At 60.5% G+C, this 14,314-nt stretch carries 15 protein-coding genes; 6 read left to right on the forward strand and 9 right to left on the reverse strand.

Translation table 11 applies throughout. The features are described 5' to 3' along the window. The first annotated feature begins 82 nt into the window (after nucleotides 1-82). Nucleotides 83-1,117, forward strand: a complete 1,035-nt coding sequence (gene rsgA / locus MK6180000_RS10320) for a ribosome small subunit-dependent GTPase A (protein ID WP_138934658.1) — start codon at nucleotides 83-85, stop codon at nucleotides 1,115-1,117. 53 nt (nucleotides 1,118-1,170) lie between these two features. On the opposite strand, the gene MK6180000_RS10325 is transcribed toward rsgA, so the two are convergent. The 6 genes from MK6180000_RS10325 to MK6180000_RS10350 all read right to left on the reverse strand — a co-directional run bounded on the left by MK6180000_RS10325 (nucleotide 1,171) and on the right by MK6180000_RS10350 (nucleotide 6,996). Continuing rightward, nucleotides 1,171-1,488 carry an NnrT protein gene (locus tag MK6180000_RS10325; protein ID WP_342777714.1) on the reverse strand — a complete coding sequence of 106 codons (318 nt, stop codon included), beginning with the start codon at nucleotides 1,486-1,488 and terminating at the stop codon, nucleotides 1,171-1,173. Nucleotides 1,489-1,590: 102 nt separating this feature from the next. After that, the gene (locus tag MK6180000_RS10330) at nucleotides 1,591-3,489 is read right to left on the reverse strand and encodes a nitric oxide reductase activation protein NorD (protein WP_138934660.1); all 1,899 of its coding nucleotides are present in this window, start codon (nucleotides 3,487-3,489) and stop codon (nucleotides 1,591-1,593) included. A gap of 4 nt (nucleotides 3,490-3,493) precedes the next feature. Continuing rightward, complete coding sequence (locus tag MK6180000_RS10335; protein ID WP_138934661.1) at nucleotides 3,494-4,294, reverse strand: CbbQ/NirQ/NorQ/GpvN family protein; 801 nt, start codon at nucleotides 4,292-4,294, stop codon at nucleotides 3,494-3,496. A gap of 2 nt (nucleotides 4,295-4,296) precedes the next feature. Next, on the reverse strand, nucleotides 4,297-5,667 hold the full coding sequence (locus tag MK6180000_RS10340) for a cbb3-type cytochrome c oxidase subunit I (RefSeq protein WP_138934662.1): 1,371 nt from the start codon (nucleotides 5,665-5,667) through the stop codon (nucleotides 4,297-4,299). Nucleotides 5,668-5,679: 12 nt separating this feature from the next. Then, on the reverse strand, nucleotides 5,680-6,132 hold the full coding sequence (locus MK6180000_RS10345; protein WP_138934663.1) for a c-type cytochrome: 453 nt from the start codon (nucleotides 6,130-6,132) through the stop codon (nucleotides 5,680-5,682). Nucleotides 6,133-6,294: 162 nt separating this feature from the next. After that, complete coding sequence (locus MK6180000_RS10350) at nucleotides 6,295-6,996, reverse strand: Crp/Fnr family transcriptional regulator (protein ID WP_138934664.1); 702 nt, start codon at nucleotides 6,994-6,996, stop codon at nucleotides 6,295-6,297. Nucleotides 6,997-7,181: 185 nt separating this feature from the next. Between MK6180000_RS10350 and MK6180000_RS10355 the strand changes: the two genes are divergently transcribed. From MK6180000_RS10355 to MK6180000_RS10365, 3 genes are all read left to right on the forward strand, one after another. Beyond that, a complete protein-coding gene (locus tag MK6180000_RS10355; protein ID WP_138934665.1) occupies nucleotides 7,182-7,610 on the forward strand; it encodes a pseudoazurin in 429 nt (142 codons plus the stop codon). 72 nt (nucleotides 7,611-7,682) lie between these two features. After that, nucleotides 7,683-8,903: a copper-containing nitrite reductase gene (gene nirK / locus MK6180000_RS10360; protein WP_138934666.1), complete on the forward strand. Its 1,221-nt coding sequence runs from the start codon at nucleotides 7,683-7,685 to the stop codon at nucleotides 8,901-8,903. Between the two features lie 24 nt (nucleotides 8,904-8,927). Further along, nucleotides 8,928-9,656, forward strand: a complete 729-nt coding sequence (locus MK6180000_RS10365; protein WP_246040484.1) for an SUMF1/EgtB/PvdO family nonheme iron enzyme — start codon at nucleotides 8,928-8,930, stop codon at nucleotides 9,654-9,656. Between the two features lie 27 nt (nucleotides 9,657-9,683). On the opposite strand, the gene MK6180000_RS10370 is transcribed toward MK6180000_RS10365, so the two are convergent. Together MK6180000_RS10370 and MK6180000_RS20315 are read right to left on the reverse strand one after the other, a co-directional pair. Continuing rightward, nucleotides 9,684-10,883, reverse strand: a complete 1,200-nt coding sequence (locus MK6180000_RS10370) for an NnrS family protein (RefSeq protein WP_246040485.1) — start codon at nucleotides 10,881-10,883, stop codon at nucleotides 9,684-9,686. A 48-nt stretch (nucleotides 10,884-10,931) separates the two neighbouring features. Further along, nucleotides 10,932-11,087 carry a hypothetical protein gene (locus MK6180000_RS20315; protein ID WP_171054592.1) on the reverse strand — a complete coding sequence of 52 codons (156 nt, stop codon included), beginning with the start codon at nucleotides 11,085-11,087 and terminating at the stop codon, nucleotides 10,932-10,934. An 81-nt stretch (nucleotides 11,088-11,168) separates the two neighbouring features. Here MK6180000_RS20315 and MK6180000_RS10375 point away from each other — a divergent pair, with 81 nt between their 5' ends. Continuing rightward, a complete protein-coding gene (locus MK6180000_RS10375) occupies nucleotides 11,169-11,630 on the forward strand; it encodes an RrF2 family transcriptional regulator (RefSeq protein ID WP_138934667.1) in 462 nt (153 codons plus the stop codon). 76 nt (nucleotides 11,631-11,706) lie between these two features. Here MK6180000_RS10375 and MK6180000_RS10380 read toward each other — a convergent pair whose 3' ends face one another. Continuing rightward, nucleotides 11,707-12,966, reverse strand: coding sequence for a D-amino acid dehydrogenase (locus MK6180000_RS10380; RefSeq protein ID WP_138934668.1), 1,260 nt, complete (start codon nucleotides 12,964-12,966; stop codon nucleotides 11,707-11,709). A gap of 315 nt (nucleotides 12,967-13,281) precedes the next feature. On the opposite strand from MK6180000_RS10380, the gene phnD reads away from it, so the two are divergent. Beyond that, complete coding sequence (phnD, locus tag MK6180000_RS10385; protein ID WP_138934669.1) at nucleotides 13,282-14,265, forward strand: phosphate/phosphite/phosphonate ABC transporter substrate-binding protein; 984 nt, start codon at nucleotides 13,282-13,284, stop codon at nucleotides 14,263-14,265. Nucleotides 14,266-14,314: the final 49 nt, after the last annotated feature.

Raw genomic sequence — 14,314 nt, forward strand, 5'->3', positions numbered from 1 at the left:
GCACCGCTAGGTTGCCGCAGGCCATGCCCATCCCGCGAGGAAACGCTTGCAATAGGGCGAACTCGCGGCCATTCCGGCAGTCATGGCTCATTCATCAGATCAGGTATCAGTGTCCTTGGCAGCCCTTGGCTGGTCGGAGTATTTCGAAGGCCAACTGGACCCCGATGAGGCCCCGTTAGCGCGGATGCGGATCGCAACCGTCCACCGGAGCAGGCTGACGGCAGAATCCGAAACCGGCCCCGCGCGCCTCAGCCTTCCCGCCCATGCCGCAACGACTGATTTCGCCGTGGGTGATTGGGTGCTTGTAGAGCCAGAAACGCATATGCTTGTCCGGCGTCTGGATAGACGCGCGCTATTGCAGCGGCGGACCGAAGGCGGTCGGCAACCGCAACTGATTGCGGCAAATGTCGACACGCTCTTCATCGTGACGTCCTGCAATGACGACTTTAATCCCGCAAGGCTAGAGCGGTATCTGGCCCTTGCCAATGAGGCCGGGACGCGCCCGGTCGTCGTCCTGACAAAGCTGGATCAGACACCGGATGCTGCGCCTTATCTGGCGCAGGCCGCAGCATTGCAACGCGGTTTGGATGTTGTGGCGGTAAACGCGACCGCGCCCGAGGCAGCGCAAACTTTGGCCTCATGGTGCGGCCCCGGACAGACCGTCGCGCTGGTTGGATCGTCGGGCGTGGGCAAGTCGACGCTGCTGAACACCCTGTCGCTAAAGGCGCCCGAGGACGCGCAGCCGACAGGCCCTATTCGCGAGGCGGATGCCAAGGGGCGGCACACAACCACCTCGCGCTCGCTTCATATGATCCACGGCGGCGGCTGGGTGATCGACACCCCCGGCATACGAACGCTGCATGTCAGCGACATGTCGGCTGGCCTCGACGTGCTGTTTGCCGAGATTGTCGAACTTGCGCCCAATTGCCACTTTCGCGATTGCACCCATGCTCACGAACCGCGCTGCGCAGTGCAGGCTGCAATAGCCGCCGGAACGATGGATCCGGCGCGGCTTGATCGATGGCGCAAGCTGCTGGAGGAGAACCAGTCCAATACCCCCGTTCAGTCTGGTCCCCGCGGCAACAAGGCCCCAAAGACGCACGGCAAACGGGGCTGAGATTTTCGTCTCGCCCTTTGCCCCACATCGGAACCAAACCCTGCCGCGAATTCCTAGCCGTAATCGTCGGGCCGGGCGTCAGCGCGGGTCATAAGCGATCTGATATGGCGCGCGAAAAACCACGTCACCGGAACGCCTAGCACGCAGCCGCCTATGACTGCCGGCACCGGAGGTATTACTGGCAGGCCGAACCAAGGCGCTATGAGGCCGGCAAAGAACAAGTTAATCGCGGCAGCACCTGCACCAAAAGGATATAGGGCGAGCGCTATCTTCCAGACCGGCCAGCCGGGCGGCGTCACCGGCGCCTCACCAAAAGGAACACCGCCAGCAGTGCCCCAAGAAGCGCCAGGGAGGCGGCGAAAAACCACCATTCTGCCGTCGCAGACTGCGCTTGCGGGATTGGGCGGTCAAATCCTGCCGCGGAGGCCGTGGCCGGAAGAAAGACGGCGATTGTGCATAAGATACGGCGCATGTCATGTCTCCTGTGTCAGGGTGCGGTAAATGTCTGGCAGCACGCGGGTCAGACGCTCGGGCCGGGGCAGAAGATGAAACCCGCCGCGCCCAAAGATGCGCGCGAACCAGTCTTGTCCGTCCTCGTCGATGATGATCCCGTGCAGAGTCTGGCCAGCGCGGCGCGCCTCCGCGACGGCCATATGGCTATCCTCGATGCCATGCTGCCCCTCGTAATGGTCCAGATCATTGGGCTTGCCATCGGTCAGCACGATCAGCAATTTTCGTGCGGCGGGCTGCGCGGCAAGTTGCGCGCTGACGTGGCGGATTGCAGCGCCCAGCCGGGTATAATGGCCGGGTTTTAGCGCGCAGATATTGTCGATGATCGCGCCGCTCATCTTCTCGTCAAACGCCTTGCAACGCGTCACAAAGACCCTGTCCCGGCGGAGAGACGAAAACCCCCAGATACCCAGACGGTCACCTGCCGCATCAATCCCACCCGCAAGGGCCGCCAGCGCATCGCGCGCCACGTCAATAACGCAGGTATCGCCCACGGCGGATTCGGTAGAACGCGATGTGTCGATCAAAAAGGCCACCGCCAGATCCCGCTGAGTTTGGCGCGCAGATTGAAAAACGCGGTCGTCGCAGCGCCCCGTCGCACGCAGCTCAATCTGGGTCGCGATCGCTGCGTCAAGATCCAGCTCGTCCCCATCAATCTGGCGGGGCTGCACAATGCGCCGGGGGCGCAATGCCTCAAACTGGCGCCGCACCTCTGTTATGCGCTTGGCATTCGGAACAAAGGCGCGTTCCGGATCAGGCTCGGCCTCAGCCTCCAACACGCGGCAATGATCGACCATGTAACTGCGCGAGCGGTGGTTCCACTCAGGATAGGTATGCTCGGCGGACAGGCGTTCATGGTCGGCGTCCGCGGGGGACAGATCCAGATGCAGGCGCAGACGTGTCGCGGCGCGCCGATCGTTTTTCGACAGGGTGATGTCGTCCTGATCCTCTGCCGCCTTCTGGGCGTTCTCATCGTCATCATCATGGATCGAACGATTGAGGTTCATCGATTCCACCCATGACAGGATCGACTCGAACCTGTGCAGAATAAAGCTGTCCTTACGGTTGGCCTCATCGCGGGACTGGCGCGCGCCCATCTTGCGGGTGGTCGTAGCGACAGCTTGGGGCGCGTTAGCCGCGTCGTCCTGCGGATCATCGGGCGCGCTGCCACTGCCTGCGCGGCCAAAGTCCAGCCACATTGGCACCGGCGCGAATGGCATGTACCGCTGCGATGAGGCAGTGCTGTCTATCTGGTGCGCGGTGCCGCCCGCCAGCCCGTCGCGCAGGGCACGCTCAACTGCTAGTTCGGGCGCGGGCAGGCGAACATTCGGGCGCGCTGCGAGGGTATGGGCGGCCATCGCGGCATAGCTGTCGCGCAAACCGGGACAGGCCGCAAAGGCACGTGCGCCCGCCGATAGGTTTGCACGGATAGCGGCAAGGTCGCGCTGAACACCTGGCTCGCCGCACGTCTCAAGAGCGGCTGGGTCGCATAGTGCTGCCAGAGCGACCTGCCAGAAATACGCAGCCCGGTTCAGGGCGCAAGAGGGAAAGACGTCGATCATTGGCGGCAGGCGCAACCGCTCCCCGTCAAAGCTGGGCAAATAGACCTTATCCCGCTCGGTCGCCAGCTTGCGAATATGCGGTCTGCGATGGCGGGCAACCACGGCGGGCGCCTCAGAAAGCTCGGCGCCCGCCGTGCCGCCCAATGCGCGAAACATCATCGCCAGGCTGGGGCGCACGTCCGCGAGCGTGGCGGCCTCATCCGGATATGAAGTTTGCGCGCCGATCCCGACCGCATAGTCGTGCCAGATGTTGCCGACGGCCTCTTCGGGGTCCATCAGGTCGAGGGGGCGCAGTGCCATGACGTTAGCCGTAGATCGTCGTGACCAGATCGCGCAGGGCGATCTGGACGTCGACATCATCGGTCAGCGGCTCAATCACTGCGGCCTCCAGCGCCCGATCCACGCCCATGCCGCCGGCGATCAGCGTGGCGGCATAGATCAGCAGCCGGGTCGATACGCCCTCCTCCAGATCCATACCAGACAAGTTGCGGATATGGCCGCCCAAGCGCACGAGGGGGGCAACACGGCCCGCCTCAAGCCCGCTTTCTTGCGCAACCACGGCAATTTCCGTCTCGGGATCGGGAAAATCGAAGGTGACTGCCAGAAACCGTTGCCGGGTCGATGGCTTCATCCGTTTCAGCACGTTTTGATAGCCCGGATTATAGCTGGCGATCAGCATGAAACCGGGGGGCGCAATCAGCTCTTCGCCAGTACGGTCGATCATCAGGGTGCGGCGGGTGTCGGTCAGAGGGTGAAGCACCACGATAACGTCCTTGCGGGCCTCGACGACCTCATCAAGATAGCAAATGGCCCCCTCACGCACCGCGCGGGTCAGCGGGCCGTCAACCCATTCCGTCTCGCCCCCGCGCAGCAGGTAGCGCCCGATCAGGTCAGCGGCTGACAGATCGTCATGGCAGGCCACGGTATACAGCTTTCGGCCGGACCGCGCGGCCATATGCTCGACAAAGCGGGTTTTGCCGCAGCCTGTTGGCCCCTTCAGCAGCAGCGGCAATGTTTTTTCATGTGCGGCATCGAATAGCGCGCACTCATTGCCCGTCGCGGCATAGTAAGGAATGCGTGGCATGTGGTGGCTGTGGGAATTCATTTTCATTCTCCCGGAACCGGGTCAGATTTAGCAGGGGCCGGATTGGCGGCGCCCGGCGCGACCACCTCGCGGCGGCGCACCACCAACACGGAGTAAATGAACAAAAGCGCGCCCAGCACCACGGCGATACCGGCCGTGAACCGCATGACGTAGAACAAGGTCAGGCCGTCCTGCACTTCCATGTAATAGTAGCCCAGCACCCGCTGCATGTGCGTCTGGATCACGCCCGCGAATGTCAGGGTAAAGGTCATGAACGCCATGCCCCCCGTCATCAACCAGAAGGATCCCATGTTCAGCACTTGGTTATAGGGCTCGCGGCCCCGCAGCAGTGGCATCGCATAGGTTATGATCGCTAGGTTCATCGCCACATAGGCGCCGTAGAAGGCAAGGTGGCCATGCGCCGCCGTGATCTGCGTGCCGTGGCTGTAGAAGTTCACGCCGTGCATGTTATGCAGCACGCCCCACACGCCTGCGCCAAAGAACGCAACGGTGGCAGAGCCCAGCGACCATAGCAGCGCCGCCTTGTTGGGATGGTTGCGCCGCCCCTTCCAGACCATGACGAACGCAAAGGACATCATCAAAAAGAACGGCACGATTTCGAGCGTGCCAAAGATTGTCCCGATCCATTGCCAATAGCCCGGCAGGCCGATCCAGTAAAAATGGTGCCCGGTGCCAAGGATGCCTGTAAAGAGCGCGGTCGCGACGATGACATAGAGCCATTTCTCGATCACTTCGCGGTCAACCCCCGTCAACTTGAGCAGCAGGAAGGCGAGGATCGCAGCCATCACCAGCTCCCACGTTGCCTCGACCCACAGGTGGACGACAAACCACCAGTACATCTTGTCCAAGCTCAGGTTTTCGGGGTTGATAAAGGCAAACACCCATAGCAGCGACAACAGCCACAGGCCCATCAGCAGAACGCCGGTTACGGCAGTCTTGCGCCCCGCCAGGACTGTCATCGAGATATTGAAAAGGAATATCAACGCGGCGACGAGGATGCCGAACTTGACCCACAGGGGTTGCTCCAGAAACTCGCGCCCGCCGTGGATGCCCATCAGATAGCTGCCCACGGCCCCCAGCGTGCCGATCATCATCAACGCCAGTTGGATATAGGCCAGCTTGACCGACCAAATCTCGCGCTCGGATTCTTCGGGCACCATAAAGTAGGCGGCACCGAAAAAGCCCAGCAGCAGCCAGACGATGAGCGCGTTGGTGTGGATCATGCGAATGATGTGAAAAGGAAATGTCTCGGCCAGAAAATTCGGCTGGACGTAGATCCACCCAATCGTCAGTCCGCCCAAAACCTGCACAGCAAAGAGCGCCATAGCGCAGACGAAGTAAGCATACGCGACCTGTTGTGATTGATATTTCATGTCTTTGATCCCTTAACCTGCGTCATTGGGCGGCCAGCCCTGCGTGTCGGTTTGGTCGGCCCAGCGCAGAAATTCTGCCAGCCCGCGCTTGTCCTCTTCGGTCAGCTTAAAATATGGCATCTGGCGGCGGCCTTCGATGCCGCTGGGCTGTGCCTCGATCCAGCCGTCCATCATCTCGAACGCGCCTTCGGGATCGTCCTGCACGCCCCAGCGGGTCATGACGTTGCCCAGTTCGGGTGCAAAATAGGCCCCCTCCCCGTGCAGCGTATGGCAGTTGATGCAGCTGTTACGCTCCCACACGCGCTTGCCGTGCGCGACCTCTTCGGTCAGCGGCATGCCGGCCGTCGATGTGGACACCACATAGCGGTGGCTTTGTACGGTTAGCGCAAGGAATACGACGACGAAGAAAATCGACCCGCCGTAGAAGATATTGCGCGCCCGCGACTTGGTCAGGAACTCGGCCATGCCGGGGCCTCCATTGATTGGTTGCAGTCCCGTTCAAGCTAACGGGGCGCGGATCAACGAAGATTGCGCAAACGCAAAGTTCAGCCCGATTTGACGATCAGGTTATGGGTGATTTTTTAGAAAGACCGACTGCTGAGGCGGCATCACAAACGCGCGGCAAAGCTATCGCTGCGCAGTGGTCTCTGCCATGACGATCAGTTGGTCAGGCTGGCTAACAACAATCCGCTTGCGGCGGCTTTCGACAATACCGCGCTTTTCCCAAGCGCTCAGCAACCGGCTGACAGTATGCAGTGTCGTGCCGGTAATTTCCGACAGGTCCTGCCGCGTGATCGGGAAATCAACCTCGATCCCACTGTCAGTCTTGCGACCTGTCTGTTTGATCAGGCGCACCAAAGCATTCGCGATGCGCTGCTCGACCTGCTGGGTCGCCATTTCCACGACACGGTCATGCAGCTCGTTCAGCCGTCTGCCGACCATTTGCTGGTTTGCGGTGGAAAATCCGGTATAGCGCTGCTCGAACTCGGACCACAGACGCATGGGCCACGCCAGCGCAATAGTCTCGGACGCGCAGACTGCGCTGGCGGGATAGTGTGTGTGCCCCAATGCCTTGGCGATGCCAAACAACTGGCCGGCAGGAATGTGCATCATTGTCACATGATCGCCGTCAGGCGTCATGCGCACGACGCGAATATAGCCATCAAGCAGCAGAAAAAACCGGTCTGCGGGCGCGCTTTGCTCAAATACTGCTTCGCCCGCAACGTAGCGGTGCGAAGTGGCCTGATCCAGAATCTCGCGGATCTCCCCTTTCGTCAGCGCCGAAAAGGGCGCGAGGTGGGTCAACAGGCTCTCGTCAAGTTTGCGCAATTTGTGTTCGCTCCGGCCGGTGTCGCCCGTTTTTGTCGTAACGCGCTGAAATACTGCTCTGTTCCATAACACCCCTTCTACTGATGCGCACCCTCGCTCGTTGAAAGCTTGCGATGGCGCAACGTAGCGCGGCCACTTGGGCGATTAGATGCGCACAAGACAAATTGAAATCGAAAGGAAACGCAATGTTTTTCAAAGTAAGTTCAGCCGTAGCCGTAGCTCTTTTGACGTCAGGTGCGGCATATGCCGAAACCGTCGAAGTTCACATGCTGAACAAGGGCGAGGCTGGCATGATGGTTTTCGAGCCAGGCTTTATCCAGATCGCGCCCGGCGACACCGTCAAATTCATCGCCGAGGACAAGGGGCATAACGCCGAAAGCATTGACGGAATGATGCCCGAAGGCGCCGAGGCGTTCAAAGGCAAGATTAATGAAGAGATCGAAGTGACGCTGGACGCACCGGGATACTACGGCGTCAAATGCGCTCCGCACTTTGCCATGGGCATGGTTATGACCATCGCGGTCGGCGATCAGGACGTGCCTGCCGAATTTCTGGAAGGACGCCTGCCCAAAAACGCCAAGAAGCGTTTTGAAGAAGAGCTTGCCAGCAAATAGAGCGCAGCACCTTTTGACTTGATTGGTGCAGGCGGCCAACGGCCGCCGCACCGCACACCTGAGGAGTTCGACATGACACATTCGGCCGACGACAAACTGCAATCACCGGGGCGCCGCAATATGCTTCGCGGCACTGCCCTTGCGGGCGCCGCCGCCCTGACGGGCACCATGGCGACTGCTGGCATGGTTGCCCGTGCTGCCACGCCCCCGCCGCGGATGACCATACCAGACCCCAAAGTCATCCGCGTGCAGCAACAGCAGATAGACCGTGCGGAGCCTGCAGATCTGTCGGGCGTAGAGCGCGTCCAGCAAAAGATGGTTCGCCCACCTTTCGCGCCTCAGCATGAACAGGTGGCCACAGGCGCGCCCAAGATCGTCGAGGTCGAACTCGTCGTAGACGAGCGCCTGATGGTGGTCGACGAGGATACAGGCGCATCGATCTGGGCGATGACCTATAACGGCTCGGTTCCCGGACCGCTGATCATCGTGCATCAGAACGACTATATCGAATTGACCCTCAAAAGCCGTGGCCGCAATACCTTGGAGCATAACATCGACTTTCACGCCTCCACTGGCGCGCTGGGTGGCGGTGCGCTGACCCATATCTATCCGGGCGAGGAAACCGTGCTGCGCTTCAAGGCGACCAAGCCGGGATGCTTTACCTATCACTGCGCCCCCGGCGGTGCGATGATCCCATATCACGTCTGCCACGGCATGAACGGCGCCGTCATGGTGCTGCCCCGCGACGGGCTAAAGGACAAGGACGGCAACGCCCTGCCCTATGACGATATCGCCTATATCGGCGAGCAGGACTACTACCTGCCCAAGAATGCCGACGGTACGTTCAAGACTTACGCCAACGCCGGCGACGACTATGCAGAATCGCTTGAGGCGATGCGCACGCTGATCCCGACGCATTCGGTGTTCAACGGCGCCGTTGGTGCGCTGACCGGAACCAGAGCGTTGCGCTCAGCCGTGGGTAAAACGGTCCTGATGATCCACAATCAGTCAAATCGCGACAGCCGCCCACACCTGATCGGCGGTCACGGTGATTACGTCTGGGAGACAGGCTTTGCCGAGCCGCCGCTGACTGGCGTCGAGACATGGTTTGTGCGCGGCGGTACCGCGATGGCGGCGATGTACAAGTTCGAGCAGCCCGGCGTTTATGCCTACGTCAACCACAACCTGATCGAAGCATCGATCCTGGGCGCGACCGCGCATTTTGTGGTGGATGGCGAATGGAACAATGACCTGATGGAACAGGTCGTCGCGCCGCGCACGTTTGAGGTTTGACGCCATAGGACCGGAGAACCTGCCATGAAACGTCAATTCAAGTTCGCTATCGGGGCAATAGGATTGGCAGCCATGACAGGCATCGCAATAACAGGGGCCGCGTGGATAACACGCGGCCCCGGTGCGTCCCTTTTGCCGGACATGGCGGGGCCGATCGCCTTGGCGGACGGGCGCAGCGTCTGGGTGCAACACTTTGAGGTCACGGTGGCCGATTGGAACGTTTGCTATGATGCGGGCGGTTGCGCGCTGTGGATGGTGGTGCGCCCCGATCAGCAAGTAGCGACCACGCCGGCCACCGGGATCAGCTATCCTGATGCGCGCCAGTATGTCGATTGGATCAACGACGCGACTGGTGGCGCGTTCCGCCTGCCCACCGTCGCAGAATGGGTGCAAATCGCGGCAAGCGTCATGCCGGAGGAGCCTGAGCCGCTCTTTACTGATCCATCGCTCAGCTGGGCATCGGCCTATCTGATCGAGGCAGATATCCCCCGCGCGCTAAAGCCATCAGGCAGCTTTTCGACGACCGCCGCAGGCGTCGCAGATCTGGACGGATCGGTCTGGGAATGGACGCAGGACTGTTACTCAGGTACCGAGGATTCCGCGCCCGGCGACCGCTGTCCGGCGTTCTATGTCGCCGGTTTGCATATTGCAGCCATGTCATTTCTTGAGCGTGATCCAGCGCGCGGCGGTTGCGCCGTCGGTGTGCCGCCCGCGCATCTGGGCCTCAGGCTGTTTTCCGACAATCCAAACTAAGCGGGCGGCGAGACAACGAGTACATCGTCACCCCTTCGCCGGTTTCGTCTGCGAAAGGAGGGGTCCATAGAGCACGGCAAACCCGCCGAACGCTGCGATCCAGCAGATTGCTGCCAGTTCTAGAAATGGCAGATCCGGCCATAGCCCGCCCGCCAGCCGCGCTGCAACTGACGCAATGACCAAGACATAGAGCGCCACCGTCCCTGGCCCCGCATGCAATTTCTGCCCCGAATGCCCCAGTGTCGCCCGCGTCGCCACCGCCAGTGTCATCAGCCCGATCGCCCCAGCCATCCATAGATGTTGCGCTGCTGCGGGCGCGAGGGCGTCCGGCCAAAGTTCCGCCGCTCCTATCGCCAGCGCGCCCAGCGGTAAAAACGCATACCCCACATGCAGCACCCAAACCAGCGGCTCTGCGCCCGTCCGCCAGCCCAGCCAGCGCGCAAGGCGCCCCAGATGAGCCAGGCCCATTGCCAGCAGCAATAACCCGGTTGCGGCGCCAAATGGCCGCACCGCCCAAAGCGCCAGAACCAATACCGTAAACAGCAAGACACCCTTGTCAAACCGCTGCATTGGCGGTGCAGGCCGCGCCGCGTCACCGTTGCTGGCCAGCCAGTTGCGGGTAAAGCTGGGCACGACGCGCCCGCCTATCACCGCGATCATCATCATTGCAGTGGCCAGCCCCAGCCGCAGACCAATCCCCTGTGCGGGATTGCGCCCTAGCGCCGCGTCCAGATGAAACAACGCGTTCGCCAGCGCAAAAACCGCAAGCAAGATCAGCACCACGAGGTTACGCCAGTTTCGGCCCGCGACAATTTCGCGCAAGATAACGATGCCCAGAAGGATAGGAAACGCCAGATCAATACCCGCGGTGACGCCCCATGGCAGGCCGGAGGAAACCATTATCACTGCGCGGCCGGCCAACCAAACCGAGGCGAGCGCGCCAAGCCGCCAGCCAATAACAGGCAGACGCCCGGTCCAGTTCGGCACCGCCGTTAAAAGGAAACCAGCAAGGATCGCGCCGAGGTAGCCGAACAAAAATTCATGTGCGTGCCAAGACACCGGATCAAACCGTGTCGGCAATACCAATTGCCCGGACAGCATCAAAACCCACAGGATCATCGCAACGACTGCCCAGATTGCGCCGCCCAAAAAGAAGGGGCGAAAACCAAACGACAATATCGCCGGACCAGTCCAAGCCCGCATCCGCGCGGCTGTTCCCGTTGCCATTACCTGCCCCTTCCCTCCTTTAAGCGCAGCAGCATTGCCGCGCCCCCGTCACACCACAAAGATCCAAACAACGAGCAGGGCCACCACGAGGTAGACAAGCGTGTTGACCATCCAGCGGATCAGCGCGGCCTCCCCCTCGGGGTCGACCCCGAAATGTTCGCAGACTTTGGTCCCCGGCCATAGAATTGCATCGGATATCGTCATCGCTTCACTCCATAATGAGCATTTGTAATGCGTATTATTCTGCACTTCTAATTGCGCATTGTAAATGCTAATTATAGGTGCATGAAGATAGACAAATTCACAGACTATGCCCTTCGTGTGCTGATGACGCTGGCGGTGCGCGCACCCGCACGTGTGGCAACATCCGAGATCGCGGCAACATTTGGGCTATCGGACAATCACCTGTCCAAGGTCGCCACTCGATTAGCGCGCGAGGGCTTTATCGCATCTGAACGGGGCCGCAACGGTGGTCTGACGCTGGCCTGCGCTGCCACTGAAATCAATGTCGGCAACGTGGTGCGCGCGATGAAACGCGGTGATCCAGTGGTCGAGTGCTTTGGCGCGGATCAGTCCTGCGTAATCCTACCGGCGTGCGGACTGCGCGAACCATTGGCAGAGGCCCAAGAGGCGTTTTTTGCCGCGCTCGACCGCTACACGCTCGCCGATGTAACGCATCCCCGTCGCGCGCTTGGCTCCTTGATGGATGGGGCGCCAACAAAGAGCGGAAGTTCTCGCAAGCTGTAGCCACATCGGGTACGCCGCCGAGCGCGCAATTTTCCAGCCATCTATCCGAGGTCGCTGAAACACCCAGACGCGAGGATCAGCGCGCGTAGCGGGCGGCGGTCAGCCCATCGAACGAGATCTCTGGCGTTTTGCCCATAACCACGTCGGCCACAGCGCGGCCCGATCCGCAAGCCATCGTCCAACCAAGCGTCCCGTGCCCGGTGTTCAGGAACAAGTTGCCAAATTGCGTCGGCCCCAAAACCGGGGTGCCATCGGGCGTCATGGGGCGCAGGCCTGTCCATCCTTCTGCGCGCGAGATGTCTCCGCCCTTGGGAAACAGATCACCGATGACATGCTTCACCGTGTCGGTGGCATGTGGACCAAGGCGGTTAGAGTAGCCGGCAATTTCCGCCTGCCCCGCGACCCTGATGCGGTCGCCTAGCCGGGTGATCGCGACTTTGTGCGTCTCGTCCATGATCGTGGATTGCGGGGCAAACGCATCGTCGGTGACCGGCAGCGTGACGGAGTAACCTTTCACCGGATATACGGGCAGTTTGACCCCAATGGGATTCAGCACGTTTACCGCATAACTCCCCATCGCGCAGACATAGGCGTCGCCCGTGATGCGCCCGGCGATTTCTGTGTCCACGCCTGCAACTTGGTCGTTCTCGATTGCGATGGACTTGATCGACTGACCATAGTGAAACTCCACGCCCATCTGAGTGCATTTTTCGGTTAGCGCGATGGTAAAGAGGCGGCAATCTCCGGTGCGATCAGCCGTCATGCGCAGCCCGCCAACGAACTTATTCCGCACTTCAGCCAGTGCCGGTTCGACCTCGATACAGGCGTCACGGCCAAGGACTTCGTACGGTGATCCGTATTCGGCCAAGATGTCCTGATCTACCTTCGATCCCTTCATTTGTTTGGCTGTGCGAAAAAGCTGCAATGTACCTTTCTCGCGTCCGTCGTATTCGATCCCTGTCTCGGCGATCAGTTCCGGCATGACATCGCGCGAATAGCTAGAGATGCGCACCATACGCCCCTTGTTCGTGCGGTAGCTGTCCTCATTACAGTTCCGAACCATTGAGGCGCACCACTTCCACATCGTTGGGCTCATCAGAGGCCAGATGAACAACGGGCGGCGCTTCATGAACATCCACTTAAAGGCTTTCATCGGGATACCCGGCGCGGCCCATGGCGACGTCATTCCATAGCTAAGCTGGCCAGCGTTGGCATAGCTGGTCTCAAGCCCCGGCCCGGTCTGACGGTCAATCACCACGACCTCGGCACCTTGTTTGGCAAGATAATAGGCGGTGGTGACGCCGATGACGCCCGCACCCATAATGACGACTTTCATGAAAAATGCCTTTCGATCTTGGTTAAGGTAACGTGCGACAGCCAACGATAGGGTGCAAGGGCTATGGTGGGGCTGCTCGGGGTTTCGCAAATGGCCGTGCTGCCTCGCTCAAATATCGTCGCAGCGTCTCGCATCATGGACCGCCGCCCTACCCTTTTATGGCCGATCTTGATGGGCTTGCCGGGCCGCCAAACGGCGGCGCTCTTTGTAACAGCGGCAAATCCGTCGAAGTTGTTGCAATACTCAGATATTGATGGTCGTATCATCCCCAAGATCTCCGCAATTAAGTAGCGGGAAACACCAGGGAGGAAGAACATGCTCAAGTATAACGTTTTCGGCGCCGGCCTTCTGACGGCCTTTGCGCTCACCGCCACCAGCGCACTCGCGCAAGATGACTGCCCGAACCGCGGCACGTTGGACGCGATGTTTTGCGACGCGGACGGCGACCTTGTGGCCGATGCGCCCACAGATGCCAGCAAATTGCAGGACCCATCCACGCTTGTCTTTGCGTACACTCCTGTCGAGGATCCGGCGATTTATGAGGATATCTGGACCCCGTTCATCGAACACCTCAAGGAAGTGACCGGCAAGGACGTGCAGTTCTTTGCCGTCCAGTCCAACTCGGCCGAGGTCGAGGCCATGCGTTCGGGCCGACTGCATATCGCGGGCTTCTCTACAGGGCCGACGCCTTTTGCAGTGAACCTGGCCGGGGTGGAGCCGTTTGCCATCATGGGCGGCGACGACGGACAGTTCGGCTACAAGCTGCAGGTTTATACGCAGGCCGATAGCGACATCAAAGAGATGTCGGATCTGGCAGGCAAGCGCGTTGCGCACACATCGCCGACCTCCAATTCGGGCAACCAAGCGCCTCGCGCGCTGTTCCCCGATCTGGGCGTTGTGCCGGACGAGGACTATGAGGTCAGCTATTCGGGCAGCCACGACCAGTCCATGCTGGGCGTGGTCGCAGGCGACTATGACGCCGCCCCCGTTGCATCCGAAGTGGTGGACCGCATGGCCGAGCGCGGGCTCTACGACCCTGCAGACGTGCGCATCGTCTGGGAAAGCGATCCTTTTCCGACCACATCCTACGGCGTCGCGCATGACCTGACGCCCGAGTTGAAGGACAAAATCAAGGAAGCCTTCTTTAGCTTTGATTTCGCGGGCACGGCATTGGGCGAGGAGTTTGCTGGCGTCAGCAAGTTCATTCCGATCACCTACAAGGATCAGTGGGCAGTAATCCGCCAAATCCAGAAAGCCAACGGCGTTGAGTACACGCCGCAGGGCCTTGCTGCGGAATAATGTAGCTGTGTCGGGGCCGGTCTTTCCGGCCCCGCAAGGAAGGCGTTTT

Source organism: Roseovarius arcticus (assembly GCF_006125015.1).
In the GTDB taxonomy this organism is placed as follows: Bacteria; Pseudomonadota; Alphaproteobacteria; order Rhodobacterales; family Rhodobacteraceae; genus Roseovarius; species Roseovarius arcticus.

What these genes read in the sequence shown, in the direction of transcription:
- MK6180000_RS10330 (WP_138934660.1), bottom strand. Translation starts at nt 3,489, where the DNA reads ATGGCACTGCGCCCCCTCGACCTGATGGACCCCGAAGAGGCCGTCGGC.
- MK6180000_RS10345 (WP_138934663.1), bottom strand. Translation starts at nt 6,132, where the DNA reads ATGGCCGAGTTCCTGACCAAGTCGCGGGCGCGCAATATCTTCTACGGC.
- MK6180000_RS10375 (WP_138934667.1), top strand. Translation starts at nt 11,169, where the DNA reads ATGAAGATAGACAAATTCACAGACTATGCCCTTCGTGTGCTGATGACG.
- rsgA (WP_138934658.1), top strand. Translation starts at nt 83, where the DNA reads ATGGCTCATTCATCAGATCAGGTATCAGTGTCCTTGGCAGCCCTTGGC.
- MK6180000_RS10325 (WP_342777714.1), bottom strand. Translation starts at nt 1,488, where the DNA reads ATGGTGGTTTTTCGCCGCCTCCCTGGCGCTTCTTGGGGCACTGCTGGC.
- phnD (WP_138934669.1), top strand. Translation starts at nt 13,282, where the DNA reads ATGCTCAAGTATAACGTTTTCGGCGCCGGCCTTCTGACGGCCTTTGCG.
- MK6180000_RS10380 (WP_138934668.1), bottom strand. Translation starts at nt 12,966, where the DNA reads ATGAAAGTCGTCATTATGGGTGCGGGCGTCATCGGCGTCACCACCGCC.
- MK6180000_RS10340 (WP_138934662.1), bottom strand. Translation starts at nt 5,667, where the DNA reads ATGAAATATCAATCACAACAGGTCGCGTATGCTTACTTCGTCTGCGCT.
- MK6180000_RS10365 (WP_246040484.1), top strand. Translation starts at nt 8,928, where the DNA reads ATGAAACGTCAATTCAAGTTCGCTATCGGGGCAATAGGATTGGCAGCC.
- MK6180000_RS10355 (WP_138934665.1), top strand. Translation starts at nt 7,182, where the DNA reads ATGTTTTTCAAAGTAAGTTCAGCCGTAGCCGTAGCTCTTTTGACGTCA.
- MK6180000_RS10370 (WP_246040485.1), bottom strand. Translation starts at nt 10,883, where the DNA reads ATGGCAACGGGAACAGCCGCGCGGATGCGGGCTTGGACTGGTCCGGCG.
- MK6180000_RS20315 (WP_171054592.1), bottom strand. Translation starts at nt 11,087, where the DNA reads ATGACGATATCCGATGCAATTCTATGGCCGGGGACCAAAGTCTGCGAA.
- nirK (WP_138934666.1), top strand. Translation starts at nt 7,683, where the DNA reads ATGACACATTCGGCCGACGACAAACTGCAATCACCGGGGCGCCGCAAT.
- MK6180000_RS10335 (WP_138934661.1), bottom strand. Translation starts at nt 4,294, where the DNA reads ATGAATTCCCACAGCCACCACATGCCACGCATTCCTTACTATGCCGCG.